At 56.4% G+C, this 24,534-nt stretch carries 23 protein-coding genes and 1 pseudogene; 14 read left to right on the top strand and 10 right to left on the bottom strand.

Annotated features, from left to right (window positions below):
- Positions 1-374 precede the first annotated feature (374 nt).
- From ACROHD_RS18710 to ACROHD_RS18725, 4 genes are all read left to right on the top strand, one after another.
- Positions 375-1,415 (top strand): type 2 periplasmic-binding domain-containing protein, encoded by a 1,041-nt coding sequence (locus ACROHD_RS18710; protein ID WP_432679933.1) that lies wholly within the window; start codon positions 375-377, stop codon positions 1,413-1,415.
- 72 nt (positions 1,416-1,487) lie between these two features.
- Positions 1,488-2,126 carry a TRAP transporter small permease subunit gene (locus ACROHD_RS18715; RefSeq protein ID WP_432679934.1) on the top strand — a complete coding sequence of 213 codons (639 nt, stop codon included), beginning with the start codon at positions 1,488-1,490 and terminating at the stop codon, positions 2,124-2,126.
- The gene (locus ACROHD_RS18720) at positions 2,123-3,493 is read left to right on the top strand and encodes a TRAP transporter large permease (RefSeq protein WP_432679935.1); all 1,371 of its coding nucleotides are present in this window, start codon (positions 2,123-2,125) and stop codon (positions 3,491-3,493) included. The genes ACROHD_RS18715 and ACROHD_RS18720 overlap by 4 nt, the downstream gene beginning before the upstream one ends.
- 13 nt (positions 3,494-3,506) lie before the next feature.
- Entirely contained in the window at positions 3,507-3,998 is a 492-nt protein-coding gene (locus ACROHD_RS18725) for a GlcG/HbpS family heme-binding protein (protein ID WP_432679936.1), read from the top strand.
- Here the strand turns inward: ACROHD_RS18725 and ACROHD_RS18730 are convergent.
- On the bottom strand, positions 3,986-4,621 hold the full coding sequence (locus tag ACROHD_RS18730) for a cupin domain-containing protein (protein ID WP_432679937.1): 636 nt from the start codon (positions 4,619-4,621) through the stop codon (positions 3,986-3,988). The genes ACROHD_RS18725 and ACROHD_RS18730 overlap by 13 nt on opposite strands.
- An 80-nt stretch (positions 4,622-4,701) precedes the next feature.
- Here ACROHD_RS18730 and ACROHD_RS18735 point away from each other — a divergent pair, with 80 nt between their 5' ends.
- The 5 genes from ACROHD_RS18735 to ACROHD_RS18755 all read left to right on the top strand — a co-directional run bounded on the left by ACROHD_RS18735 (position 4,702) and on the right by ACROHD_RS18755 (position 10,144).
- Positions 4,702-6,105 carry a hypothetical protein gene (locus ACROHD_RS18735; protein WP_432679938.1) on the top strand — a complete coding sequence of 468 codons (1,404 nt, stop codon included), beginning with the start codon at positions 4,702-4,704 and terminating at the stop codon, positions 6,103-6,105.
- 119 nt (positions 6,106-6,224) lie between these two features.
- Entirely contained in the window at positions 6,225-7,154 is a 930-nt protein-coding gene (locus ACROHD_RS18740) for a TAXI family TRAP transporter solute-binding subunit (protein ID WP_432679939.1), read from the top strand.
- A 77-nt stretch (positions 7,155-7,231) separates the two neighbouring features.
- The gene (locus ACROHD_RS18745; RefSeq protein ID WP_432679940.1) at positions 7,232-9,133 is read left to right on the top strand and encodes a TRAP transporter permease; all 1,902 of its coding nucleotides are present in this window, start codon (positions 7,232-7,234) and stop codon (positions 9,131-9,133) included.
- Positions 9,134-9,146: 13 nt separating this feature from the next.
- Positions 9,147-9,740 (top strand): cupin domain-containing protein, encoded by a 594-nt coding sequence (locus ACROHD_RS18750; protein WP_432679941.1) that lies wholly within the window; start codon positions 9,147-9,149, stop codon positions 9,738-9,740.
- A 26-nt stretch (positions 9,741-9,766) separates the two neighbouring features.
- Positions 9,767-10,144 (top strand): YciI family protein, encoded by a 378-nt coding sequence (locus ACROHD_RS18755; RefSeq protein WP_432679942.1) that lies wholly within the window; start codon positions 9,767-9,769, stop codon positions 10,142-10,144.
- Positions 10,145-10,378: 234 nt separating this feature from the next.
- On the opposite strand, the gene ACROHD_RS18760 is transcribed toward ACROHD_RS18755, so the two are convergent.
- The 5 genes from ACROHD_RS18760 to ACROHD_RS18780 are packed head-to-tail and all read right to left on the bottom strand — an operon-like array spanning position 10,379 to position 14,698.
- Positions 10,379-11,698, bottom strand: a complete 1,320-nt coding sequence (locus ACROHD_RS18760) for a TRAP transporter large permease (RefSeq protein ID WP_432679943.1) — start codon at positions 11,696-11,698, stop codon at positions 10,379-10,381.
- A complete protein-coding gene (locus tag ACROHD_RS18765; RefSeq protein ID WP_432679944.1) occupies positions 11,695-12,345 on the bottom strand; it encodes a TRAP transporter small permease in 651 nt (216 codons plus the stop codon). Before ACROHD_RS18765 ends, ACROHD_RS18760 begins: the two co-directional genes overlap by 4 nt.
- A gap of 9 nt (positions 12,346-12,354) precedes the next feature.
- Complete coding sequence (locus ACROHD_RS18770; protein ID WP_432679945.1) at positions 12,355-13,446, bottom strand: C4-dicarboxylate TRAP transporter substrate-binding protein; 1,092 nt, start codon at positions 13,444-13,446, stop codon at positions 12,355-12,357.
- Between the two features lie 58 nt (positions 13,447-13,504).
- Positions 13,505-13,966 (bottom strand): OsmC family protein, encoded by a 462-nt coding sequence (locus ACROHD_RS18775; protein ID WP_432679946.1) that lies wholly within the window; start codon positions 13,964-13,966, stop codon positions 13,505-13,507.
- A gap of 6 nt (positions 13,967-13,972) precedes the next feature.
- Positions 13,973-14,698, bottom strand: a complete 726-nt coding sequence (locus tag ACROHD_RS18780) for a malonic semialdehyde reductase (protein WP_432679947.1) — start codon at positions 14,696-14,698, stop codon at positions 13,973-13,975.
- 122 nt (positions 14,699-14,820) lie between these two features.
- Between ACROHD_RS18780 and ACROHD_RS18785 the strand changes: the two genes are divergently transcribed.
- The gene (locus ACROHD_RS18785) at positions 14,821-16,173 is read left to right on the top strand and encodes a malonyl-CoA decarboxylase (RefSeq protein ID WP_432679948.1); all 1,353 of its coding nucleotides are present in this window, start codon (positions 14,821-14,823) and stop codon (positions 16,171-16,173) included.
- 334 nt (positions 16,174-16,507) lie between these two features.
- Positions 16,508-17,869 carry an IS110 family RNA-guided transposase gene (locus ACROHD_RS18790; protein WP_432679949.1) on the top strand — a complete coding sequence of 454 codons (1,362 nt, stop codon included), beginning with the start codon at positions 16,508-16,510 and terminating at the stop codon, positions 17,867-17,869.
- Positions 17,870-17,932: 63 nt separating this feature from the next.
- Here ACROHD_RS18790 and ACROHD_RS18795 read toward each other — a convergent pair whose 3' ends face one another.
- Positions 17,933-19,144, bottom strand: coding sequence for a LeuA family protein (locus ACROHD_RS18795; RefSeq protein WP_432679950.1), 1,212 nt, complete (start codon positions 19,142-19,144; stop codon positions 17,933-17,935).
- Positions 19,145-19,343: 199 nt separating this feature from the next.
- On the opposite strand from ACROHD_RS18795, the gene ACROHD_RS18800 reads away from it, so the two are divergent.
- Complete coding sequence (locus tag ACROHD_RS18800; protein ID WP_432679951.1) at positions 19,344-19,997, top strand: GntR family transcriptional regulator; 654 nt, start codon at positions 19,344-19,346, stop codon at positions 19,995-19,997.
- A 45-nt stretch (positions 19,998-20,042) separates the two neighbouring features.
- On the opposite strand, the gene ACROHD_RS18805 is transcribed toward ACROHD_RS18800, so the two are convergent.
- A complete protein-coding gene (locus ACROHD_RS18805; protein WP_432679952.1) occupies positions 20,043-20,912 on the bottom strand; it encodes a dioxygenase family protein in 870 nt (289 codons plus the stop codon).
- A 171-nt stretch (positions 20,913-21,083) separates the two neighbouring features.
- Between ACROHD_RS18805 and ACROHD_RS18810 the strand changes: the two are divergent.
- A pseudogene (locus ACROHD_RS18810) lies at positions 21,084-21,421 on the top strand (IS6 family transposase); the annotation flags it as partial.
- Positions 21,422-22,146: 725 nt separating this feature from the next.
- Here the strand turns inward: ACROHD_RS18810 and ACROHD_RS18815 are convergent.
- On the bottom strand, positions 22,147-22,728 hold the full coding sequence (locus ACROHD_RS18815; protein WP_432679953.1) for a GNAT family N-acetyltransferase: 582 nt from the start codon (positions 22,726-22,728) through the stop codon (positions 22,147-22,149).
- A 55-nt stretch (positions 22,729-22,783) separates the two neighbouring features.
- Positions 22,784-23,374, bottom strand: coding sequence for a histidine phosphatase family protein (locus ACROHD_RS18820; RefSeq protein ID WP_432679954.1), 591 nt, complete (start codon positions 23,372-23,374; stop codon positions 22,784-22,786).
- A 210-nt stretch (positions 23,375-23,584) separates the two neighbouring features.
- Here ACROHD_RS18820 and ACROHD_RS18825 point away from each other — a divergent pair, with 210 nt between their 5' ends.
- On the top strand, positions 23,585-24,370 hold the full coding sequence (locus tag ACROHD_RS18825; protein WP_432679955.1) for an MBL fold metallo-hydrolase: 786 nt from the start codon (positions 23,585-23,587) through the stop codon (positions 24,368-24,370).
- Positions 24,371-24,534 lie beyond the last annotated feature (164 nt).

Raw genomic sequence — 24,534 nt, forward strand, 5'->3', positions numbered from 1 at the left:
AGAAACCATAGTCACGATGGAAACCACGCCAACAATGCACTAACAATCAAAGAGGACCAGTCAGATCAGGCCAGCCATCGTGGTTCACATCACCGCTAGAGTTTCAGCCGTGCCACTTGACCCCATAGGCGCTGACGTCAGACAGCGCTCTGCTTGTTCGACGCCGATCCGAACTGGCAGTTCCGACCGAGCTTCTTCTGCGCCAGGACTTTGGAACATGACAAAAACACCGCGATCTCAATCTGCGAGCTTAGAGGAAGCATCGCTTGGCTATAACGATTTTAGTGAAAATGCTTTTAAATAATCGATAAAAGTAGTAGATACGGTGAAATGCATCATAATTCGGTGCTTCTTGCTGATTCTTGGGGGGAACCATGAAACTCTTTGGTAAACTCGTGGCTGGCGCCACACTCGGCATGTCGCTTCTTGGAGGCGCTGCATTTGCTCAGAGCGTCGAAGGCCCAGAAGTATTCTGGCGCATCTCCATGTGGGGGAACCCGCGGGCACTTTCAGCCGGCATGGAAGCCATGGCCGAACATGTTCTGGAAGAAACCGGTGGCAATTTCCGCATCCAGATTTTTTACGGTGGTCAGTTGTCGTCGGCGCGCGAAAACCTAGATGGGCTGGCCGTGAACGCCTTTGAAGGCGCCGCAATCTGCAACTTCTATCACCCGGGCAGAAACCCGGCCTGGATGGTGTTTTCGCTGCCTTTCCTGCCGCTTGGTGATCCGGAAATTGACCGTCAGGTCCGCGCGCGTCTGATGGAGCACCCAGCCATTGTCGCTGACATGGCGCGCTGGAATGCGATGCCCTACGTCTCGGGCCTGCTGCCGCAATATGAGATACTCGGCAGAGGTGATGCACCGACAGACCTGTCCGACTGGAATGGCCTGCGTGTTCGTGCCGGCGGCGGCCTAGGCAGCGCTATGGAAGCGCTTGGCGCCGTTCGGCAGTCGTTGCCAGCCGGTGAGACCTCAACCGCGTTCCAGCGAGGTGCGATTGACGCCGCAGCCTTCCCCTTCACTTATGCCCATGTCGCTTTCGGCATTGACGAAGAAGCCGACTGGTTCACCTCCAACCTGACGCCGGGCACTTCCGAATGTGGCTGGGTTCTGAACCGGACGGCCTATGATGCCCTGCCGCCGCAGTATCAGGACCTTCTGATGAGTCAGCGCGAAAGGATCATGGAAATCCAGCAGGCTGCCTATGCCGCGCAGGATGAAATCAACCTGCCTGCCTTCCGCGAAAACCTTGTCGAGGTGATCTACTCGGACGACCAACTCGAAGAATTCCGCGAAGTTGCGGGCCGTCCGGTCTGGGAAGCCTGGATCGCGGAAAATCAGGATGATTTTGACGCTCAGGGCTTGTTTGATGCCGTTTGGGAATACGCTGCGGAAGCCGAGGCTGCACAGTAGAACAATTCAGGCGGGCCAGATGGCCCGCTTCGTTCATCGAACTTGATACTCAATTAAGCAGAGGGGCGTCACATGCCAAACGAAAGGGCTTCTGGCGCGCTCAGATGGGCCGATCGGGTCCTGATACCGTTCGAGGATGCAGCAAATTTTCTAGCGGCGATCGCCATTCTTCTTTTGATGTTCCTCGGGGTCGGCCAGATCGTGCTGCGGACCATCTTCAATGCGCCCATCAACGGCTATATCGACCTTGTCCAGCTTTCGATGGCCAGTATGGCATTCCTCGGCGCGTCCTACTGCCAACGGCTTGGCGCACATATCCGCATGGACCTGCTGGTCGGGCGGATGAGCGGAAGAGCTCTCTGGTCGCTCGAAATCATTGCGACGCTGGTTGGGCTGTTCATCATTGGCGTTCTGATCTGGTACGGGGCGCAGCATTTCTGGCGCGCCTATACATTGGGCGATACTACAATCGACGCCGAATACATTGTCTGGCCCTCCAAGCTTCTTGTACCAGTGGCATTCTCGATCTGGTTTCTTCGACTTTCGGTGCAGCTTTGGGGCTCCATCCGAATGTTTCGGAGCCCGGATGCCGAAACGATTGCAGTTGTCGTCCACAAGGAAGTGGCCGAGCAGGCACAAGACGAAATCCAGGACATCATGGGCGGCACGGAGGAGTCCGAAACCCTGCACACACGGGGAGTCAACGAATGATCCTTGGAATTGGTTTCTCCGACCCATTTCTGGTCGGGCTCATCGCCCTCGGACTTCTGATGGCTCTAGTGTTCATCGGCGTGCGTGTGGTTTTCGCTGCGGCTTTCGTTGGTCTCTTCGGCCTCATCGAAATTCTCGGCTGGCGCTCTGCGGCAGGCATCATCGGCACCATTCCGCATGCCAAATCGTCTACCTATGCGCTTAGCGTGCTGCCGATGTTCATCTTTATCGGTTTCATGGCCTTCCACGCGGGAATGACCGAAAAGCTTTTTGACACCGCTCGTAAATGGCTGGGATGGCTACCCGGCGGTCTGGCCGTCGCCACGGTGTTCGCAACTGCGGGATTTGCCGCCGTTTCGGGTGCCTCGACTGCGACCTCTGCGGTGTTTTCGCGTGTCGCTATTCCCGAGATGCTGAAATTCGGCTATGACCGAAAACTGTCGGCGGGCGTCGTTGCGGCAGGGGGCACTCTTGCCACGCTGATCCCGCCTTCGGCAATTATCGTGATTTACGCGATCATCGTCGAAACCTCGGTGGGTGAGCTTCTGCTTGCCGGTTTCCTGCCTGGTCTTGTTTCGGCGCTTATCTATGCAGGTATCATTGTGGCTTGGGCAATGGTCAAGCCGGGCCACGCCCCATCAGTCGGTGGGTTCACCTGGGCAGAGCGGGTCAAATCCATACCGGGCATTACCCCAATTCTTACGGTAGTCCTGATCATCGTTTCTGCCATCTACGGTGGCTGGGCGACCCCGACCGAGGCAGGTGCTCTTGGTGCCGCCGTCGTGTTCGGAATTGCCGTCTTCAGCGGCGCGAAAATCGGAGCCATCAAGGACTCGTTGATGGAGAGTGCCAAGCTCACCGTCATGATCTTCTCGTTGATCTGGGGGGTGTTGATCTTCGTCCGCTTTCTTGGCTTCTCGGGTCTGCCCGAGGCCTTTACCGGCTGGATACTGGACCTGAACGTCCCGCCCATGGCCATTCTCATCTGCATCCTTCTTGGCTATGCCGTCCTGGGCATGTTCATGGACGCGATTGGGATGCTGCTGCTTACTCTGCCCGTGGTCTACCCGGCGATGATCGCGCTGAACGGTGGAGAGTATGTGACTGCTGCCGAAAGCGCTTTCGGCGTATCGGGCGACATGGCGCCGATCTGGTTCGGTATCATCGTCGTGAAGATGGCCGAGGTTTGCCTGATCACGCCGCCTATCGGTCTGAACTGTTTTGTCGTGAACGGTGTGCGTCCTGACATTCCGTTAACCGACGTGTTCCGCGGTATCGCCCTGTTCTTCATCGCCGATGTCCTAACAATCGCGGTTTTAATATTCTTCCCGGAAGTCATTACCTGGCTACCCGAGTTGTTGGACTGAAGGAGGTCCGAAGATGCGTATCCAAGTCAGCTTGCCGCTGGAAAAGGCCAATACGATCATTGCTGAGGCTCTGCGCCGCGGCCGGGAAGAGGACATGCTGCCCTTGACAGTGGTGGTCCTGGATGCGGGCGGTAAGATCGTGGCCATGCAATGCGAAGACGGCTCGGGCATCATGCGCTTCAACGTGGCGTTTGGCAAAGCGTGGGGTGCGCTTGGAATGGGGATATCCAGCCGCCTGATCCGTGACCGCTTGTCGAAACGCCCGGTCTTTCAGACGGCGCTTGCGGCGGCGGCCGAAGGGCGGTTGATTCCGGTGCCTGGTGGCGTACTGGTGCGCGATGCCGAGGGGGTCACGATTGGCGCCGTGGGTATCAGCGGTGATACCTCCGAGAAAGACGAATACTGCGCCATCAAGGGGGTTCACGCTGCCGATCTGGGATCGGAACCGGTCGAGCCCGACCCGGAATGGCGCAGCTCTTCGTTGACCGACTTTTACCCCGACTGATCCAAGTTCACGAACTGATCAAAAATTCGATGCGTGACTTGAAGGCGGGGTTTTTGGGCGTCTTTGGGATCCAGAATGTTTATCGTCGCAATGCCTTCATAAGCCACAGGCAGGACCATCAACCGGATGAACCGGGTCATCGCGTGTTCGGTGCTGGCGACGGCCCGAACGGGCGAGTTTGCCGGTTCGAACCAGCATTTTCCTGCGGTCATCTGATGTGTCTCGGTATCCGAAATCACCTCTAGTTTTCCGGTCGAGAGATATCGAAACCCCGGTCCGGGGTGGATGTGCCGATAGGCAACCGCGCCGGGAGGAAATGTGACCTGATCCAAGCGAATGAGAGCGGGACCTGCCGGAACTTCAATCTGCTCCTGCCCAAGGACTGCGGCCGTTTCCGTCAAGGGCGCATTGCGGATCGCGAAACGCATGATGCCTGCGCTGCCATCGGCATTGATGACATCCGGAGTGCCCTTGACGAAGCATCCTTCACCGTGGCGCAGGGGCAGGCCATCGATTTCTGCCCGCCCACGCTCGACCCAGATTGCTTCGCAAATGGTCTCAGAGTCCTCCTCAACACGATCCGGATCCGTTTCACGGCTGAGGCTGACCCAATAATTCGGCACCGGTTTACTCCCGTTTGTCTATTTTTCCTGTCAATATCTAATAATATCGATAAACATGAAGGAGGCAAGGAGAGAGAGCCATGACGTTCTCGCTAAGCCTAACGCGCGTAGTAGGCGTTGCAATTTTCGGTCTTGTGGTGGCCGTAGGCCTGGGGCTGATTGCCAACGGGTCCATTGCCGATCCCATAGCGCAGTTCACTCGACTCTTCTTTGTCGTGCTCTGCGTGTTCGGGCTGAAGTTCTGCAGTTTGCGTGAATGGCTGCTCTTCGTCGTGGCGGTCACCCTGACCATCGCGGCCGGTCCTCGACCTGATGCTCCTGCCCGCCTTTCTGATGCTTTGGATCTCGCCGCCTTTTTTGCGGCCTTCATTATCGCGCTGACCTTGATCAAGGAAGCGGCTGCCAGATCCCGATCCGTCTTGAAGGTAGGTCGATACCTGACAACACGTCCGCCCGGGCGCAGGTATTTTGCCATAGCTGTCGGAGGCCACCTGATGGGGGTTTTCCTGAACTTTGGTGCGGTCAGCCTGCTGGCGCCGCTGATCCAGAACGGGACCAGGGACGATGGAGGCCAGATTGACCCTGACCTGGAACGTCGGCAGATCACCGGGCTGATCCGTGGCTTTAGCTGGATCTTGCTTTGGGCGCCGACAACGCTTTCGCAAGCTGTTCTACTGACGCTCTTCAGCGGAGTGAACTACTCGCTTCTCGTTGGGACGGGGCTGGGGGCTTCAGCGGTTTTTATCCTGCTTGGACGCGCCGTCGACAAATATGAGTGGCGCCACTTGAAGCAAAGACCAAGTCCAGGCGGCGACCCTACCTTGCCAAAGCGTTCGATTGCGATCGTGACGTTGGTTTGCGCTACCCTTGTCGCCGGAACCTTTGGCCTTATGGCGCTCATGGGCTTCACCGTTGCGCAAGCCCTGCTGTTCGTCGCGCCGGTCACCACAGCGGTCTGGCTTTTGGTGCAAAGCAGAACCGCAACAGGCAAACCGGAAATAGTATGGCGTTTGGGTGACATCTTCGCCATTCAGGATGCGGCAGCGCCTGGCCTTGCGCGCAACGCGATTGCGCTTGGGCTTTCAGGGTTCATCGGACGTGCTGCCGCGATGATCCTGCCGGTCAGCGATCTCGCTACGCAACTAAACTTGGCCGCAATGCCAAGTTGGCTGTTTCTGGCCATGCTTCCGGTTCTTATCACGATTGGGGGCCAGGTCGCTCTAAGCCCGATCCTGATTGTTGTGTTCCTAGGTGAGGTCTTTCAGGCTATCCCTAATCTTCCGGCAACCCCGACACAGATCGTCTTCGCACTAAGTGCTGGATGGTCGCTGAGCATGACGGCATCGCCCAATGCCACCGCGACCCTGTTGATCTCTTCGACCTGCGGGATTCCCCCGACGAAGCTGACCTGGAAGTGGAACGGCCATTATGCGCTGATGTGTTACGCGGTCTTGGTGGTTTTCTTTTTTCTGTCGAGTTTCTAACCCATGGACACCCCCGGTCTGGAGTGGGCATTATCGAATGTTTCGCAAAAATATCGATTATATTTGTTTTCAGAGGATATTTTCGGTATAGTGAGTTGTGAATTTTCTGGGAGGAAACCATGCACAAGACACTCAAACCAATTGTTGCCGCCGCCGTCGTTGCTGCAAGCACACTAGGCGCAGGCGCTGAAGAACTTCGCATCGGCACTGCCAGCCTTGGGGGCGCTTTTTACCCGATGGGTCAAAGCATTTCCAACTTGGTCAATGCCTATGCTGGCGGAGATATTTCCATGGTACCGGTGGTCACAGGCGGGTCAGTTCAGAACCCGAACCTGATCCACACCGGTGAGGTGGAAATCGCGATCACCAACAACAATCTGGCCGTATTGGCCGTGAATGGCCGCGGCCCCTACAGCGCTGCTGGCGAAATCGACATGAGCGCCGTTGCGGCCTTGCATCCCAGTGTTCTGCACATGGTCGTTCTCGCGGATTCCGACATCCAAACCATTGAAGATATCCGCGGCATGCGCGTCGCTGTGGGGCCAGCCGGGGGAGGCACTCTTGGCTTCATGAACTTCCTGCTGCCGCTGCATGACATGTCGCTTGAGGACATTACGCCGAGCTTCGTATCCTATGCCGACGGCTTCAGTCAGCTGACCGATGGTACTGTCGACGCGGCTTTCGCGCTTTCGGGCTACCCTGCGGGCGCTGTCATGCAGGCTGCTGCAGGCGCAGACCTGCGTTTCATCAGCTTCTCAGACGGGATGCTCGAGCAGGCGCTGGAAGCCAATTCTGCCTATGTCAGCGTCGAGATCGCCGCTGACGTCTATGGGACAGAAGCGCCCGGAACCTTGATTGGTGTAAACAACATGCTGGTCGCGCCGAACTCGCTGGATGCGGATGTCGTCGAGGCAATTACCGCGGCGATTTTCGACAACCTTGAAGAATTCCAGGCCGAGAATGCAAATGCGCGCCAGATTGACCCCGCCATGTCGCTCGACCTCGCCATTCCGTTGCATGAGGGCGCTCAACGCTACTTCGCCCGGTAACGTCTAAGCATGAAACTTTGGGCGGGCTTTCGGGCCTGCCTATCGTGTTTTGTCCCAATCAAGATCACGGTTCCAGAATGTCCCGCATCCAACTGCCCGAATTGTTCCGAAAAGAAGTCGCCATCGCCGTGGCGGCTTTTGGTTTCGGCGCCTATCATCTTTTCGTAGTCTCTGGCGTTCTGTCAGTCTCGACAATGCCAATGCGCATCACTCATCTGATGTTGGCCTTCTGTCTCCTGTTCGCGCTGAAGCCTGTTACCCGCAAGTTGGAGGGCACCAGACTCAACCTCATCCTCAATGCCGGATTGATCCTTGCCACGGTGGCCGCATGTGCCTGGCTGCTGCACCGGTGGAAACCGATCGCCTTCAGCGGCGGCATCACCCAGGCAGAGGATTTCTACGCCGGTTTTCTGATCCTTATCCTCGTCTTCGAAGCCGCCCGACGCGGAGTCGGCCTCATCCTTGCCTCGATCACTTTCGTATTCTTTTGTTACCCTTTCGTCAGTGAATTCCTGCCCGGGGTTCTGGAGGGACGCGGTTATAGCCTGAACCGTATCGTTCTGGTCCTAACCACGGGTACACAGGGCGTTTTTGGTATCCCGATTGGGGTTGCCGCGACATATATCATCGTCTTCACGATCTTTGGTTCGCTTCTGTCGCGCTTCGGGGCCGGAGATTTCTTCTTCGACGTTTCCGTTCGCCTTACTCACGGCCTGCGCGCCGCAAGCGCCAAATCTGCCGTACTCTTTTCAACCCTGATCGGCATGGTGTCCGGCTCGGCCGCTGGCAATGTAGCCGTGACCGGCACTGTCACGATCCCGATCATGAAGCGTGAGGGCTATGAGCCCCATCAGGCAGGCGCGATCGAAGCCGTCGCGTCGACCGGGGGGCAACTGATGCCACCCGTCATGGGCGCAGCGGCTTTCATCATGGCCGAGATAGTGGGTGTGCCCTACACAGAAGTCATGGCAACGGCGATCCTTCCGGCGTTGCTCTTCTTCGGGTCGGCATTTTTCGTGGTCCACCTGCAAGCCGTGAAATCAAACATTCTGCCACGCGAAGCGAACCCGGCAGGGGAGGTGGACAGGCGTTCGATCTGGCGGGTTTTGTTTGAGGGCGCGCCGTTCATTGCATCTTTTGGCACGCTGATTACGCTGATGCTGATTGGGTATTCGCCCTTCATGGCGTCCATGTGGGCGATGGCGGCCCTGCTTGGTCTCGACATCGTCTGGCGCCGCAAGATTGATTGGGAGTTCTTCGAGAAAGTCGCAGGGGGCATTTCGGAAGGTGCCCGGGGTGTGGTTACCATTTCGGCCGCCTGTGCCGCCGCTGGTATCATCGCGGGCATCCTCGGGGTCACCGGGCTTGGCTCCAAGATTGCCCTTCTGATCGATGCGGCGTCGAATGGCTATCTCTTCCTTGCACTGTTTTTCACAATGATCACTTCGATTGTCCTCGGGATGGGTCTGCCGACGACGGCGGCCTATCTGATCCTTGCGACAGTCGTTGCTCCGGCCCTGGTGCGTATGGATGTGCCGGTGCTGACCGCGCATTTCTTTGTCTTCTACTACGGCTGCATCTCCACCATTACGCCTCCGGTTGCATTGGCCTCTTACGTGGCGGGCGGTATCGCTGGGGCGAATATCAACAAGGTCGGCTGGACAGCCGCAGCCTATGCGATCACCAGCTTCGTTCTGCCTTTTGCATTCGTCTACGGTCCGGGGCTGTTGCTTCAAGACTCGATCACAAACAACACAGCTGCCGTGGTGACTGGCTTTGCCGGGATTGCCGCCTTCGCGATTGCGGTGATCGGATGTTTCACGTCAAAACTGACGCTGCCAATGCGTGCAGCTTTCGGTGTCGCCGGGCTATGCCTGCTGTTCCAGGGCTGGATAACCGCCGGAATTGGCGCCATCCTTCTGGTGATGTTGATCGCCGCCGATCGTACCTTCCCAAGACAAACCCAGAATATCAGATAAGGAGAATCGTCGAATGGCACGAGAGTTTCGCCGTGTGGTTACGGGCCATGACGCCAATGGGGTCGCCGTCATCGAATCCGACATGATCGCGCATCAGTTTCTGGAACGCCCCAACCGGCCCGGAGTTCGCCTGACCAATTTCTGGCTGACTGACGGAACGCCTGCCGAATATGACGGCCCGACTGAAACCTGCACAGGTGATTTCATTCTGCATCCACCCAGGAATGGGTCGGTTTTCCGATGTGTGGAATTCATGCCCGAGGATCCCGAGGTGATGGCCAGGCTTTCTAGTGAAGATGGCGCGGCCGCCTTTGCCGAGATGGGTGCGGGCGCCAATGTCGTTCAGGGTGGCCGTCACCCCTGGATGCACCGCACCGACAGCGTCGACTATGCCATCGTGCTATGTGGCGAGATCTGGATGCTGATGGACGAGGAAAAGGACGATGTTCTGTTGAAAGCGGGCGATGTCGTCATACAGCGGGGCACCAACCATGCCTGGGCCAATCGGGGGACCGAGCCCTGCACCATCATGTTCGTTCTGATCGATGGGGTGACGACTCGGGACGCGGCGCCGGGCACCGAAAGAGGCATCCCAGCCAGGGACTGAAACTGCATCGCAAGGAGAATATTCAGATGGATTTCACAGACTATAGCATGAAGGCCCGCGACCGCGGCGCCATGGGGTTCGAGGTGTTCCAGGTCACGACTCTGATTGCGGATCGATCGAAGATCCCCGAGGTGATGCCCGATCATCTGGCCTATCAGGCCAAGCTGGAGGCAGAAGGCAAACTTCTGCTCGCTGGACCCATCTCGGATACCGAGGGCGGTGAAATCATCGGCGGAAGTATCATTCTGAAGGCCGCCGACATGGCCGAGGCGGTCGCACTTGCCGAGGCGGACCCGATGCACGCATCGGGTGCCCGAAAATTCGAGCTGCGCCGGTGGCTCATCAATGAGGGAGGCTTCAATGTCCGGTTTGGTTTTTCCACGGGTCCGGCACGCCTGGTCTGACACCTCCCACATAACCCGGTGACAGACGGTCTCGGACTACGGTTCGGGGCCGATTTTGTTTGCCTAGGCAAGTGACTTCCACCTCGAAGCCTGTCCTTCATTGCATTCTTTCATTACCTTCCACCGCGCTGGGTGTGCAGTTAAAACGCCGCGACCTTGGTGCAGGCAGTTGAGCACCGTCCCCGAGCAAACGCGCGGGGCCGGTTCTGTTTCTCGTTATCGATTGTTTCTCGTTTATCCGAGGATCGCGATCGATAGTGCCGGAAAGCTGATGATCACGATCAAGACCAGCAACATGATAAACGCAAACGGTAGCGCACCCATGAAGACGTCCTTCAGCGTGATGTCAGGATTGTCCAGCGTCGACTTGATGACGAAACAGGAGATCCCGAGCGGGGGAGTCAACAGACCGATCTCAGCTCCGATGACCGTGACGATGCCGAACCAGACAAGGCTGACGCCGAGAGGTTCAACCAGTGGCAGGAACAATGGAACAACCACAAGAATGATCGAGGCAGTGTCCAGGATCGTGCCGAGAAAGATCATCAATAAGACATAGATGATCATCACTTCGGTGAAGCCAAGGTTGTAGGTCATCAGCAAATCCGCCATCGCGTTGGGCAGGCCAGCCATCCCCAGCATCCTTTGGTACAGAGACGCCGCTGTGATGAGGAAAAGGATCGCCGCCGTGATATGGCCGGTCTCCAGCAGGGCGGACCAGAAGCCGCCGAGGGTCACCCTGCCGCGAAAAAGCGCGATTATAAGGGCAAGCCCCGCGCCCGCCGCACCGGATTCGATGGGCGTGAGGTAGCCGGTATATATGCCTCCAAGCACCACCAGAACCAATCCTCCGGTCGCGATGAAACCGACCATATGCGATTGCGTGACGGTTGGCTTTTCGGCCACGCTGCCTCCTTCAATCGCATTTCCACCGACAAAACGTGGCGTAAGCCGACCCATCAGGAAGATGGCAACGATATAGGCCAAGGTCAGCAACAGGCCCGGAACCACCCCGGCCAGGAACATGTCACCAACAGATTGCTCAACGACTAGGGCATAGATGATCAGCATCGCCGATGGCGGGATGATCATTCCAAGAACAGAAGACCCCGCTACGACGCCAACGGCAAACCGCTTGGTGTAACCCAGCTTCAACATCTCGGGCACAGCCACCTTGGCGAAGACCGATGCCGAGGCAATGGACGATCCGGTTACCGCGGCGAATCCCGCGTTTGCTCCGACCGTTGCCATCCCAACCCCGCCGCGGATATTGTAGAATATCCGGTTCATAACGGCATAGATGTCGGCCCCTAGACCGGCCTTTGACACGAGTAAGCCCATGAAGGTGAAGAGCGGTATTGTCGCGAAAGCGTATTCTCTGACAGAGTCGCCTACGGCAGATTTTAGCAGGTTCAACGCAAGGTTGGGATTGTCGCGAATGATCCACACCGAAATGACCGAAACCAAGCCCAGAGCGACGGGGATATAGACCCCAAGATAGATCATCGCGACAATGGCGATGACCGAGATCAAACCAATTTCAAACGGGCTCACGCGCCGGACTCCTCAAGATATAAAAGTTCGGGGCGCCGTTTGCCGGTAATGGCTTTCAGAAGAAACAGCGCGGTGCAGACCGATGCGGAAACGGTAATCGCCAGATTGGTCGGCCAAAGTGGCATGGTGAAGATGCCGGGCACGCCGATATAGCGGCCATTGTGCAGGGTTTCGATGAATTCGGGGTACATCGTGTAGGCGATCATCGCCATGAACGCGGCTGACATCAGGTCAATTACGCGCGCCATCTGCCGAGCAACTCCAGGGCGGCGCTCAGCCAACACGGCTAGAAAACCGTCTGATCTGGTCAGGCGGTTTACACGAACCACATCGGGCAGTTGCATGAAGACGATCAGGACCATGGAAAACTGAACGGCCTCTACGATCCCCAGAAAAGGTGAGTTGAAAACGTTACGAGAGATCGCATCGCCGTTCACGACCACAACAAGGGCAAGCACCACAAGGGTTCCCAAGGCATTCATGGATTGCGCCATCCAGGATAATGGCCGCCCGATTCGGGCAAACATGCCCGTAGCGTTACTGTTTCTGGAAGAATTCTCGCCCGGCATCATGCCTCCATGACCATCATTAATAGGGGAGTGTTTTTGAGTGGCGGCATCGGGCAACATCCGCTGCCCGATGCCCATCGACTGTTATCAGGCGAGCTCAGCGGCCCAGTCCCGAGCAGGCGTCTGGCCCGCATCACGCAGTTTCTGCATGTAGGCGCGGAGCATTTCACTACCCGGCTTCCCTGCCGCATCGAGAGCTTGCGCCCATTCCACGGCGATATTCGGCATAGCATTGGCCCAGGCGACGCGCTCTTCCTGAGCAAGATCGACGATGGTTCCACCCGCGGTGGTAAACGCTTCGCGGCTCTCTGCGGCGCGATCCATCGCCAAGCTGGCAATATGGTCACGATATTCGACAGCCACGTCACGCAGCACAACACGCACCTCCTCGGGCAGGCTGTCCCAGATGTCTTTGTTGACCGTAACGGTCTTGGAGTTCACGGCGCCAAGATCGGCGCGCAACATGTAGGGCGCGACTTCGACGATGTTGAATGTGTTGGCGGCCTCCGGCCACAGCATGGCTGCGTCCACGGTGCCGTTTTGCAGCAGACCGTAGAAGTCGGTAAGACCACCGCGTACGCCAGCGGCGCCTTCAATCCCTTCCAGGTAACGCAAGTTCACGCCCGCACCGGCAACGCGACGACCTTCCAGATCGGAAACCCCGTTGATCGCGTTGCGCGACAATACCTGATAAGTGTCGAGGACCACTCCGGTGGCCAAGTATACCTGATTTTCTGCGTTATATTCTTCCATCGTAGACGGGAATTCGGTTGCGATTTCGTCCACAGCGCGCGCCACGATACGGGCGTCGGCACAGACAAAGGGTGTTACGCCAGCGATGGCCTGGCTCGGCAGGGCCGAGTTGTGAAAGATCGTGGTGACGATCCCGATGTCACCAAGACCGAGCTTGATACCCTCCAGAACCCCGCGCGGGCGTACGATCTGACCGCCATAGGCTTCTTGCCAGTTGATCTCGTAGTTGCCGGTTGCGGCCAGTGCTTCGTTCATGCGCGGAATGAAGAAATTCGAAAACTCCTGCACCCACATGGCACGGGCCGGATAGCCATCAATCGCCACCAGATTAAGCGTTTGTTGCGCATGGACCGGCAGACCGGTCAGGCCGACAGCCGCACCGGCCGCACCAACTGCAAGCACTTGTCTCCGATTGAGATGTTTCATTCTTTGGTCCTCCCTTTGGACGTTTGACCAGCCCTCCGATGCTGGCGGTTCATTGTGATTACCTCGCGGGGCTCCAACTCTCTTCGATGATCGTTCCCGCTTGCCGGAAGAGCTTGGAAAGCGGGCAAAATTTGGCAGTTTCGACGGCAACTCGGTTCAGATCGTCCCGACTGACGGATCCGTCAGCCGTCACGGTCAGAACGATTTTTTGAAATGGAACAGCGACTTCATCGGTTAATGTCACACCCCGCCGGTCGAATTCGCAAACAGCCCGAATGGTCAGGTCACCGATATCGACTCCCATGGCAGCGGCGCATTTATGCGCGATCACATTGGTGCAGCCGACCAAGGCAGCCAGTGCCGTTTCGGTCGGGGTTGGCCCAAGATTCGAGCCACCGCGCTCGAACGGTTCGTCAATGACAAAGCTCAGATTGCGAATGGAGATTTCCGAGAGCGCATGGCTCTTGCCAGTGCCCAATGCCCTGAGTTTGACCGTTGATTTGAGGCGCGCAATTGCCATGGTGCCTCACAGGATCTCGCAGACATCGTCGAAGGAAAATCGCGGCAACTTACCAAAAAGCGCGCTTTCATCGGCATATCCGAAATTGACCAGGAAGTTGGATTTCAGCGACGTGCCGGCAAAGAATTCCTCGTCGACGATCTCGTTGATAAAACCGGACATGGCGCCAACATCCAGGCCAAGGGCACGCACCGCGATCATGAAATAGGCGCCTTGCAGGGTGCCGTTACGAAACGCTGTGGATTCAATATGGGCGTCCTTGCCTATGAACAGATGGCGGCGGTCTTCATGCGGGAAAAGATCTGGCAGGCGTTCCCAGAACGCCAGATCATGAGCAATGATCGCGGTGACCGGCGCACTTCGCATTTTGTCTATATTCTTGGCCTTCAGCGACTTCGCCAGCCGATCCTTGCCTTCCTCGCTGGTGACGAAAAAGAACCGCGCAGGGCAGGAATTCATGCTGGTGGGGCCCTGGATCGTGATGTCGAAGATCTCCCGCAGAAGCGACTCGGGAACTGGGCGGTTGCTCCATGCATAATGGGAGCGGGCATCGCTCAGAATCATGTCCAGCGCGTCCGGAGAGAGACGAGAAATTCGCCCCCTGAGTTCACGAACGCGGGCCTGCGCGGCCTCACGGGACATTTCGGCATGGATCATAGGGATTTCTCCGCAAAGTATTTCTGTTTGTTGGAAAAAAACGCACTTCGCATCGAAATCGTGGAACCCACCCATTCTCGACGGTAAGCATCGATAACCTCCCAATCTGCGTATATTATATCGAGAGAGAGCGCATGGGTCAATTAATATCGATTTTTTAGTTTGTGTTGTAGCTAAGACGATTTTATGTTGGCTGCATGGCGAACATGGGGTTTGAAATGATGAACCGAGGCAGCTTCAACGACTTCTTGTCCTCGATCTTCAATAGAAGCGACTGGCTCAGGAATCGCGATCACCTTCAGCCTGGAAGCGCTCGGGGAATCACCGACCTTTGCCGCGCGCTGCTGGCGACTGGCGGTGAAGCTTCCGCGATTGCCTTCGCCGCAGATGTACTGGAGGGGTATCAGGCACTGGACATGGACGCGCGGCGTGAGTTTTTCGAGTTGCTAGCTGATGAATTTGACCTGGAGACCGATCGTCTTCAAACCGCCGTTTCCGCCTATGCTGAAAACGCGACACCTCCGCTGCTGGCCGAGCTGATCAAAGCGGCTGAGCCGCAGCGACAGGAACTCTTCCGGAGGCTGAATACGGCCCCGGGTGGAACCGCGGCGCTGGTTAAGATGCGCGCTGACCTTCTTGCATTCATTAAACAGGACTCGAACCTCAAACGTGTGGACGCGGATTTGCGCCACCTGCTTACGTCTTGGTTCAATCGTGGTTTTCTGCTTCTCGAGTCCATCGACTGGCACAGCTCTGCCGATATCCTTGAGAAAGTGATTGCCTACGAGTCCGTGCACGAGATTCACAGTTGGGATGAATTGCGCCGCCGTCTGCAACCTGACGACCGCCGCTGCTTTGCTTTCTTTCACCCCGCCATGCCGGATGAACCCCTGATCTTCGTCGAGATTGCCCTGACCAAGGGCATTCCCAGCTCGATCCAGGAACTTCTTGAGCCCGAGCGCGAGAAACTATCTGCCGCTTCGGCCGACACGGCCGTGTTTTATTCCATATCAAACTGCCAACTCGGTCTTACAGGTATTTCTTTCGGCAATTTCTTGATCAAACAGGTCGCAGCGGACCTCAGGGAGGCACTGCCCAATTTGAGCACCTTCGTCACGCTTTCGCCCGTACCGGGTCTGATGCGCTGGATGAAGAATCAGGATGATGAGAACAGCCTTGAACACGCCCTTTGCGCTGCATTGGAAAACATTGCCCCGCAGGGCGACTCCTTGGAGCCGCTGAACCCGGCGCTGCAGTATATCTCAGCGAAATTTTTTCTCGAGAAGAGTCGCCCAGATGGCAAACCCATCGACCCGGTGGCGCGTTTTCACCTTGGCAACGGGGCTCAGCTCTATCGCATCAACCCCTCTGCCGATCTGTCAGAGAATGGTATGCGCCAGAGCGCGGGGATCATGGTGAATTATCTCTATGATCTATCTGCGGTCGAAGGACGGCATGAAGCTTATGTCCGCTCGGGAAAGGTCGATGCGGCGGATAAGGTACGTGCCTTGCTGCGCCGTCCTGCCTCACTTCCGACCAATATTTCCTAGAATCGAGCAGCTGGGAGAGGCAACCGCCTGGTTGCGGGACCTGTCCCCGGAGGACTGGCCGGTGAAGTCAATCAAACCGCTGCCCCTTAGGAGTGACCTGCAAAAAAACTGTTCCGGGCCGCAGCCCGCCTGTGCGCGGTAGTGACAGCTAGTGCTATGCTGCACCGGAAGGGCAGTTGCCGATCGCTTTTTGGTGGGCTGGACCCCGTTAAAAAACGTGGCACATGGGCCGATACGCACTTGAGAGTGGTGACGCTGCCATCGCGGTGATCCCGGTTCGGAAGATGAAAAACTTGCATGGCCCGCGCCCTTCGCCTTGAACGGAGGAGATGCCATGACAAAGCCCAAGACCAGCGACCATCCGGACCTGAAGATGGTCAATCCTCAGGCGGCCGCGATCGACATCGGCTCGACGATGCACATGGCGGCTGTGAACCCTGACGCCGATATCATGCCAGTGCGCGCCTTCGGGACATTCACACAGGATTTGCACGACCTTGCCGACTGGTTCCAGTCATGCGGCGTCACCAGCGTGGCCATGGAATCGACCGGCGTTTACTGGATACCAGCCTTCGAGATCCTGGAAGCGCATGGCTTCGAGGTCATCCTTGTGAATGTCCGCTACGCCAAGAACGTGCCAGGCCGCAAAACTGATGTGAGCGACGGGGGCTGGCTGCGCCAGTTGCATTCCTACGGCCTGCTCCACGGCAGTTTCCGCCCTGAGGCGGAGATCGCCACCCAGCGCGCCTACATGCGGCAAAGGGAACGGCTCACCGAGTATTCCGCCGCTCACATCCAACACATGCAGAAGGCATTGATGGAGATGAACCTTCAACTGCACCATGTCGTCTCCGACACCACCGGCGCGACGGGCATGCGGATCATCCGTGCCATCGTTGGAGCCGAGCGTGATCCGGATGCCCTTGCCGCTTTCCGGGATGTCCGCTGCAAATCCTCAATCGATACGATCAAAGCTGCACTGGTCGGTAACGACCGTGAGGAGCACGTCTTTGCTCTTGCCCAGTCTCTGGAACTTTACGACTTTTACAAAGCACGGATCGAGGCGTGCGACCGAAGGCTGGAGGCGGCGGTTGGAGCGCTGACCGTCCGAGCGAACGCTGATCTGGCTCCGCTGCCGAAGGCACGGATCAAAGGCAGGCAGCACAATGCGCCGTCCTTCGATGTTCGGGCCGCGCTTTACGGGGTGTTGGGCACGGACCTGACGCAGATCCACGGGCTTGGGCCATCGCTGTCTCTGAAGCTTGTGGCCGAATGCGGCACGGACCTGAGCGCCTGGAAAAGTGCAAAGCACTTCACGTCGTGGCTCTGTCTTGCCCCGGGCAACAAGATCTCCGGCGGCAAATTGCTATCCTCGCGGACACGCCGGTCTTCCAGCCGCGCCGCTTCACTTCTGCGTCTGGCTGCCGTCACGATTGGCCGAAGCGACACGGCCTTGGGCGCGTTCTATCGGCGGCTGTCATTACGTATTGGCAAGCAGAAGGCGGTCACGGCGACAGCACGCAAGATTGCCGTTCTGTTCTACAACACCATTCGCCATGGCATGACATATCAGGATCAGGGAGCGGCTGCCTACGATGAACGACATCGGCAGCGAGTGCTCTCCAACCTGCAACTGCGTGCCAGGACACTGGGTTGCGCCTTGGCGCCCATGCCAGAGGAACGGGCTGTTTCTTAGGAAGGTGATGCGGACAAAAAGGGGCTACGCGGTCCCCACCGCATAGCCCCTTAAGACGTTTGATCAGTCCACGATGTCGCGGACAATCTCGACGAATTCTTCGTCGGATAGGATATCCTTCTTGGCGATGCCCTTGTCTTTCACGGCTCCAAGAATATCACTGATCTTCTCGTCGGCCACTGCCTCAATCCCCAGTTCCTCGAGCTTGTAGAGAATCGAGGATTTGCCGCTTTTCTTGCCAAGCACGACTTCGCCAGCGCGACCGGTCAAAGCCGGATGAGTGCCAAACATGACCAGCGGATCATGCATCACATATTGAATCCCAATCCCGCTTTCGCGGATGAAATTGCCGTGCCCCAGAACCGGCTTGTTCCGTGCAATCGGGATGTTGGAGATGCCAGAGACGAGTTCAGCCAGTTCTGGCAGCTTATCAAGCTTGAATCCGGTTTCGTAGCCATAGAGCAGGTCGAGGCTGATCATCAGCTCTTCCATTGCCGCATTGCCGGTCCGTTCCCCAAGCCCGTTGGCGCAGGAATGCACCACCTCGGCGCCGGCGGTCACGGCGGCCAGCTCGGTAGCGACGCCCATGCCAAAATCGTTATGGGTGTGGATTTCAACCGGCAGGCCGTCGGTCATCTCTTTCACCCATCGGACCATGTATTTGATCGCCTCGGGGGTGGCGCAACCCATTGTATCGACGATGCCGATGGAATCGGGCGGGGATTCGTTCATCACCGCCTTGCAAAGGTTTTCAAGATCTTCTGCGCGGGCTCGGGTTGTGTCATAGGGGAAGAACACGGCGTAGAGGCCACATTCACGCGCGTAGTTGATGACCTCGCGGCTCTTCTTGAACACATCCTCCCAGGTCCAGCCGAACTGGGTTACCAGCTTCGGATATCCGATTGGCACCTCGATCACGACGCCATGGGCGCCACATTCAAGCGCCATGTCGATGTCCTTCTTCATTGCACGGGCAAAGGTGAAGATCTTTGACTCGAGGCCCAATCCGGAAATTTTCTTGATCGCTTCGGCATCTTGAGGTGAAACCGCCGGCATGCCCGCCTCGATGCGTTGCACGCCTACCTCACTCAGCTTGGAAGCGATGGCCAACTTGTCGTCGACGGAAAAAACGACCCCCGGGGTCTGTTCTCCGTCGCGCAGGGTCGCGTCGTGGATCTGCACTTGTGGTGGCAAAGCCAGGTTGTTCCGCACTTCAGGTAGAAAGTTGTAGGGGCTAACCCAGTATTTTCCGTCTTCGAAATGGTTCTCGCGCATTTGCTTCCCCCAAAAGGTTTCCCAAGTTTCTCTTGCGAGCTTTGTCATATATTTTTTCCTTTGGCAACAAAAAACCTACATTTTGAGAAATACCTATATTCCTTTAGGACTCGGTAATTCGATCAATTTTTCTTGACGAAATATCGATATTGTTTGAAGGCTGGGGCCAGTTTCTGCTAGCAATGGCCCCATGAATACTATGACAAATACCGGAAACAACGCGCAGTCTTCCACTCAACGTGCCTATCTGGAGCTACGAGAAGCGATTATCACGGGCAAAGTCGCGCCGGGTGAAAGACTGAAAGTCGAATCGCTCAAGCAGTCGCTGCAAACCGGTGCCTCGCCGGTGCGGGAAGCCCTGAGTCTACTGACATCTGACCAATTGGTTGAACGCATTGATCAGCGCGGTTTCCGAGTGGCGCAGACCAGCCGGGAACAGTTCCGGGAAATCCTCACTCTGCGCTGCCACCTTGAAGATCTTGCTTTGCGTGAAAGCATCGCCCGCGGCGGCGAAGAATGGGAGGAAGCACTGGTCCTTTCTCATCACCGCATGACGCGGGTTGATCGGGACAAATCGCCAGATTTCGAGGTGCTGCACAAGCATTTTCACATGGCCCTCTTGGCGGCTTGCAGTTCACCGATCCTGTTGCGTTTCTGTTCGCAGCTTTACGACCTGAACGTGCGCTACCGTTATCTGGCGGGAACAGCCGAATCCTATGAAAAGCGAGATATCGGGGCCGAACATAAGGCGATCCTCGATGCCGCGGTGATGCGCGACGCCGAAGGCGCAGCCGAGCAACTGATGACCCACTATCGCCGGACCGGCGCATTCCTGTCTGAGCTTCTGGAATGAATAAACGCGCCCGACCGGGCGCGTTTATCTACGATTCATGGATGTTCAGCCGTCTGCCAGAACAAAGTCGAAATCTACCTTTGCATAGGCGTCAGGAACCTGACCGCTTAGCGCGAACCCTTCCTCGGGGAAGGTGCCCGCCGGTTGTTCAACATATTTCATGACCAAGTCATCACGCACGCCGAACACCGTATCCTGATCCAGATAGGGATCGTCATCTGGGAAAACTTCGGTCACCAAAGAGCGGAAACCATCGGCCTTGACGATAAAGTGCAGATGCGAAGGGCGCCATGGGTGACGCCCTGCAGCGTCCAGGATCTTCCCAACCGGACCGTCATTGGGCACCGTGTATTCAACCGGGCGAACCGTGGTGAAGGCATAGCCGCCATTCTCATCTGCCGTCATCAGGGCGTGGAAGGAATGAATGTCCTGTTTCGGATCCTGGCTGGAATACATTCCATTCGGTGCAGTTTGCCAAATGTCGATCGTAGCGCCGGGGATCGGATTGCCACGCAGATCGCGTACAACGCCCTGAACCAAAACGACCTGACCCTCGTAATGGCGCTTGAGGTCACCACCCATGGGCATCGGGGGCGGATTCGAGACGTGGAAGGGTCCCAACACGGAGGAGCTGGTCGTTTCGGGCACCGAATGCAACATATCGACGAGCGAGGACAGGCCCATTACATCGGACAGCAAGACGAACTCATTCCGTTCAGGGTTAGTGATGCGACCGGCCCATTCGAGAAAATCCAAACCTACACGCCATTCGTCGTGGGTCAAATTTACCTCACGGGCAAAGTCGTGGAGGTGTGTCGCCAAGGAGATCAAAACCTCGCGAACGCGTGGATCAGTTTCTGGTCCGAAATAACCTGTGAAGACCTCAGTTATATTTTCCCTTGTTACGTTGCGCATATGACTCTCTCCTCCATGGGGCTGTGACGATCGCGCCCAACGCCTTTTCACCGATGTTTATATCATAAGTCAAATAAAATCGATATTTTAACATTGTGCTCGATAAGCCACGCGGGCCTTGTCAGGAGAACTTCGCTTGAGGCGGGACAGAGCGCTGGCTAGCGTCCATGCATGACCAAACCCAGTCCTTTCAAGCACTTCAAGACCAGAGCTGAGATCATCCGTCTGGCGGTGATGCTCTACGTCCGTTTTCCGCTCTCGCTCAGGAATGTCGAAGATCTCGTTCATGAAAGGGGTGTCGATGTCAGCCACGAAACGGTCCGATATTGGTCGCACAGGTTCGGTCCGATGTTCGCCTCGGAGATCCGAAAACGGCGGATTGAAGGGATAAAATCCAGCCGATGGCGCTGGCACCTCGAAGAATGTTCGTGAAGATCAACGGTGAACGTCACTACCTCTGGCGGGCTGTTGATCACGAGGGCGAGGTGCTGGAAAGCTTCGTGACGAAGACCCCGAAATTATACAACTGTAGTTCTACCGAGGCACAAGTCGGTCCCAAATAACCGTTTGAATTTCCAGCGAAAAGTGAAATATCATAGCGGTGGGACATGGATTTCCCAGAGGGCATTCTTAATATCTAGAAGGCCTTAAAGCTCCACGTAACTTCATTTCCATCTTTGCTTGTGCCACTAGGAAATTATATATAAATACAAAGAGTTAGGCGGGACATTGGTGTGTCCCTATCAGTGGCGCTGGTTTCGGGGGGGCGGTTATGATCCGGTTCCCTGGATTATCTGTGGCGGGGGGGGGTGGGTCTAAAGTCCACGGCATTTCGGTTACTAACCCGCCTCTCTAACACGCGCAGATTTTTTTCCCTTATTGCGCGTGATTTTCTTGTGGGGCCGAGAAAGGGCAGCTCGTTTTCCAGAAGATCCCATCAAGAATCGACTTGGCGAAGAGCTCGCGTATTTATTTAACATTTTCAGTTAGTTGATTTCTGTTTCTCTGCCGACTGGTTCTCTGAACCTTGGTCGCAGAAGATCTCTGCTCGAAAGTTGTCCACTCGGATAAATATTTCCCTTCCAGGTCACGGAAGATCTGGTTTCGGCCCAAACCGGCCATCCGCGGTAGTCGTCAGCGCTGCGCCGCAGCTTCGCCAGAGCGGCCATTCGTCTACCTTGCAGCATTTTCGGAGGGTGAAGGTCGGCAGTGCGGACAATGCAGACTGCGAAATTCATAGCTCCTTCATCAGCAGAACCCAGTGCTCCGTGTCCGTGTCCCAGTCTTCTTTAACGCATGGTCGACTGGCGACTTCGTCGTACCCATGCCTCTCATACAAACGTCGAGCGCCTGTATTGTTGCTGGCGACAATTACGCTCATTCGGGACAAGCCGCAGGATCTTCCGATGTCGTCGGCCAAGTCGAGTAGTCGGGAGCCGATTCCCTTTCCCCTGTGCTCGGGGTAGCTGGCCAGAACATTCACGTACCAGCTTTGCAGAGCCAGGTTTTCTAGTTCCTGCAAAGGCCGAAAGAGGGCCAGGAAATCTTCGCCAATCGGCTCTGGTTCGTTTCCGATTTCATACCCCGTGAGGCCTGCAACCACACCGTCGCCGTAGTCCACGACCACGATTTTGCCTTGGCGGGCCTTCTCGGCTTGTCGCATGCGTCCCACATCCCAAGGGTCCTGACCATCGCTCGCGAGACCAGTCCAGACGTGGAGAGGCAGGCCTTCTCCCGCGAAATTCACGAGCTCGGCGAGCTGGGCCGCGTCTGTGTCTCGCGCCAACCGCAAAGGCCGGTCAAGTTCCAAGTTCATCCTATTGAGGCCTCCTGTCTCTGGCTTCAAGCATCTTGCAAAACACTGTGTCGGTCTACGTCACCGCGATCTCTCTGACGGAACCATCGTCGCTCAGGATGAAAAAGGCTTCGTTGGGAACAGGAAGGTTCACTGTTTCCTGTCGCCCCAGACCGGCGTGCAAGCCGCGCAAGACCCGTCCGGAAATCCCGTGCGTGACAAGAACCTTGATAGGTGCATCGTTACTAGCGAGGTCTCGTAAGAATGCAGCATTGCGTTGCCGAAAACTTTCAAAGCTCTCGCCGTTCGGCGCGTGGAAGAACCACTCTCCTGGTGGAGTAGCGGTGCGAGCGTTTGGCCAGCCCTGATCGATATCGGCGATTGTCAGACCATCCCATTCGCCCAGGTTCACTTCCGCCAGCCTTTCATCTTCAATCACGCTTGCCGCGTTGTGCAGAGTGTCAGCGATGATCGCTGCGGTCTGGGCCGCTCGACCAAGTGGGCTAGTAAAGATACACGTCTTGGAATTGCTGATGTCTTCCGTCAATTTTTGCCCAATCTTTGAGGCCAGGGTTCTGCCCGCCTCGGTCAGAGGCGCATCGCCTTGTCCTTGGATACGTCCCTGCAGGTTCATCTCCGTTTGGCCGTGGCGCACCAAGTAGATCATGAGTCTAGCCCTCTCAGACGCTTATAACCTTGGTGATCCTGTCCTTCTGGGATGGCTTCAGTCAAGTTCGCTTTGGGCCGAGAGCAGTCCCCCAGCTGGCAACTATCCAAAGTCGGTAAAGCGGACGTTCCTGACATCTATAAATCTTCGTCTTAGAGAGATGTTCAGCTATGGTGATAGTCAATTTTCAAACTTCGCAGGGTGAGTCATATGAAAATTCGGCTGTTGAACGAGAACCTTGCTTCCGACCTTTGCTGGCTGGCAGAATATGGATTCTCGGCTTGGATTGAATACGGCGATACGAACATCCTCTTCGATACGGGCTGGTCCGATGTTTGGCGTCGAAACGCCGAGACCGCACATATTGATCTGGACAAAGTGGATGTAATAGCGCTGTCCCATTTCCACAGCGACCATTCTCGTGGTTTGCTATTTCACTCCTTCACACAAAAGAAAAAGCTTGTTCTGCACCCGCGTGTAAAGACTGCACTCCTAGATCCTTTTATCGAGCCGGTTGATCGTCATCTCCCTCACAAATACGCGGAGATTGAACAGAAGATCAGCGCCGATTTCCAAGTTGTTGAAGCACAAAATCCGTTGGAGTTTGCACCGGGAGCTTTCTTTCTCGGCCAAATCCCGAGGGTCACACCGTTTGAGCGAGGTTACTACTACGAAGATCCGATGGACGACGATACTGCTTTGGCCTTTCGGACTGAAAGCGGAGCGGTGGTGGTGACAGGGTGCTCACACAGCGGCATCTGCAATATCTGCACCTACGCCAAGGAAGTTACCGGGCAAGATTTGTACGCTGTGATCGGCGGATTTCATCTGGTCAATCAAGAGAAGCCTGCGGTGAATGAAACAATTGAATGGTTCCGAACAGAGAAAATCCCACATCTTCTTCCCGTTCATTGTGTATCGTTCGACATCCAAGCCCGCCTTCAAACCGAATTTGGCTACGAACGTCCAGGTGCAGGTTCTTTGATCGAACTCTAGTATGTGATTTGACAGCTCTGAGGCTCAATTCCGACATCTGAGCGACCGCAGTATCTTGTTGCCAGGCACGGCTCTCAGCGACGTCGACGGCCCAGAGCTGCCATTGACCCATCGCCTTTTTCGCTGCGGTGCGGCCCGACAAACCGGACTTTGGCTGAGCGCGA

The sequence above is a fragment of the Nioella aestuarii genome, assembly GCF_050896395.1.
Taxonomy (GTDB): domain Bacteria; phylum Pseudomonadota; class Alphaproteobacteria; order Rhodobacterales; family Rhodobacteraceae; genus Nioella; species Nioella aestuarii.

What these genes read in the sequence shown, in the direction of transcription:
- ACROHD_RS18710 (WP_432679933.1), top strand. Translation starts at nt 375, where the DNA reads ATGAAACTCTTTGGTAAACTCGTGGCTGGCGCCACACTCGGCATGTCG.
- ACROHD_RS18715 (WP_432679934.1), top strand. Translation starts at nt 1,488, where the DNA reads ATGCCAAACGAAAGGGCTTCTGGCGCGCTCAGATGGGCCGATCGGGTC.
- ACROHD_RS18720 (WP_432679935.1), top strand. Translation starts at nt 2,123, where the DNA reads ATGATCCTTGGAATTGGTTTCTCCGACCCATTTCTGGTCGGGCTCATC.
- ACROHD_RS18725 (WP_432679936.1), top strand. Translation starts at nt 3,507, where the DNA reads ATGCGTATCCAAGTCAGCTTGCCGCTGGAAAAGGCCAATACGATCATT.
- ACROHD_RS18735 (WP_432679938.1), top strand. Translation starts at nt 4,702, where the DNA reads ATGACGTTCTCGCTAAGCCTAACGCGCGTAGTAGGCGTTGCAATTTTC.
- ACROHD_RS18740 (WP_432679939.1), top strand. Translation starts at nt 6,225, where the DNA reads ATGCACAAGACACTCAAACCAATTGTTGCCGCCGCCGTCGTTGCTGCA.
- ACROHD_RS18745 (WP_432679940.1), top strand. Translation starts at nt 7,232, where the DNA reads ATGTCCCGCATCCAACTGCCCGAATTGTTCCGAAAAGAAGTCGCCATC.
- ACROHD_RS18750 (WP_432679941.1), top strand. Translation starts at nt 9,147, where the DNA reads ATGGCACGAGAGTTTCGCCGTGTGGTTACGGGCCATGACGCCAATGGG.
- ACROHD_RS18755 (WP_432679942.1), top strand. Translation starts at nt 9,767, where the DNA reads ATGGATTTCACAGACTATAGCATGAAGGCCCGCGACCGCGGCGCCATG.
- ACROHD_RS18765 (WP_432679944.1), bottom strand. Translation starts at nt 12,345, where the DNA reads ATGGGCATCGGGCAGCGGATGTTGCCCGATGCCGCCACTCAAAAACAC.
- ACROHD_RS18770 (WP_432679945.1), bottom strand. Translation starts at nt 13,446, where the DNA reads ATGAAACATCTCAATCGGAGACAAGTGCTTGCAGTTGGTGCGGCCGGT.
- ACROHD_RS18775 (WP_432679946.1), bottom strand. Translation starts at nt 13,966, where the DNA reads ATGGCAATTGCGCGCCTCAAATCAACGGTCAAACTCAGGGCATTGGGC.
- ACROHD_RS18780 (WP_432679947.1), bottom strand. Translation starts at nt 14,698, where the DNA reads ATGGGTGGGTTCCACGATTTCGATGCGAAGTGCGTTTTTTTCCAACAA.
- ACROHD_RS18785 (WP_432679948.1), top strand. Translation starts at nt 14,821, where the DNA reads ATGGCGAACATGGGGTTTGAAATGATGAACCGAGGCAGCTTCAACGAC.
- ACROHD_RS18790 (WP_432679949.1), top strand. Translation starts at nt 16,508, where the DNA reads ATGACAAAGCCCAAGACCAGCGACCATCCGGACCTGAAGATGGTCAAT.
- ACROHD_RS18795 (WP_432679950.1), bottom strand. Translation starts at nt 19,144, where the DNA reads ATGCGCGAGAACCATTTCGAAGACGGAAAATACTGGGTTAGCCCCTAC.
- ACROHD_RS18800 (WP_432679951.1), top strand. Translation starts at nt 19,344, where the DNA reads ATGACAAATACCGGAAACAACGCGCAGTCTTCCACTCAACGTGCCTAT.
- ACROHD_RS18805 (WP_432679952.1), bottom strand. Translation starts at nt 20,912, where the DNA reads ATGCGCAACGTAACAAGGGAAAATATAACTGAGGTCTTCACAGGTTAT.
- ACROHD_RS18815 (WP_432679953.1), bottom strand. Translation starts at nt 22,728, where the DNA reads ATGAACTTGGAACTTGACCGGCCTTTGCGGTTGGCGCGAGACACAGAC.
- ACROHD_RS18820 (WP_432679954.1), bottom strand. Translation starts at nt 23,374, where the DNA reads ATGATCTACTTGGTGCGCCACGGCCAAACGGAGATGAACCTGCAGGGA.
- ACROHD_RS18825 (WP_432679955.1), top strand. Translation starts at nt 23,585, where the DNA reads ATGAAAATTCGGCTGTTGAACGAGAACCTTGCTTCCGACCTTTGCTGG.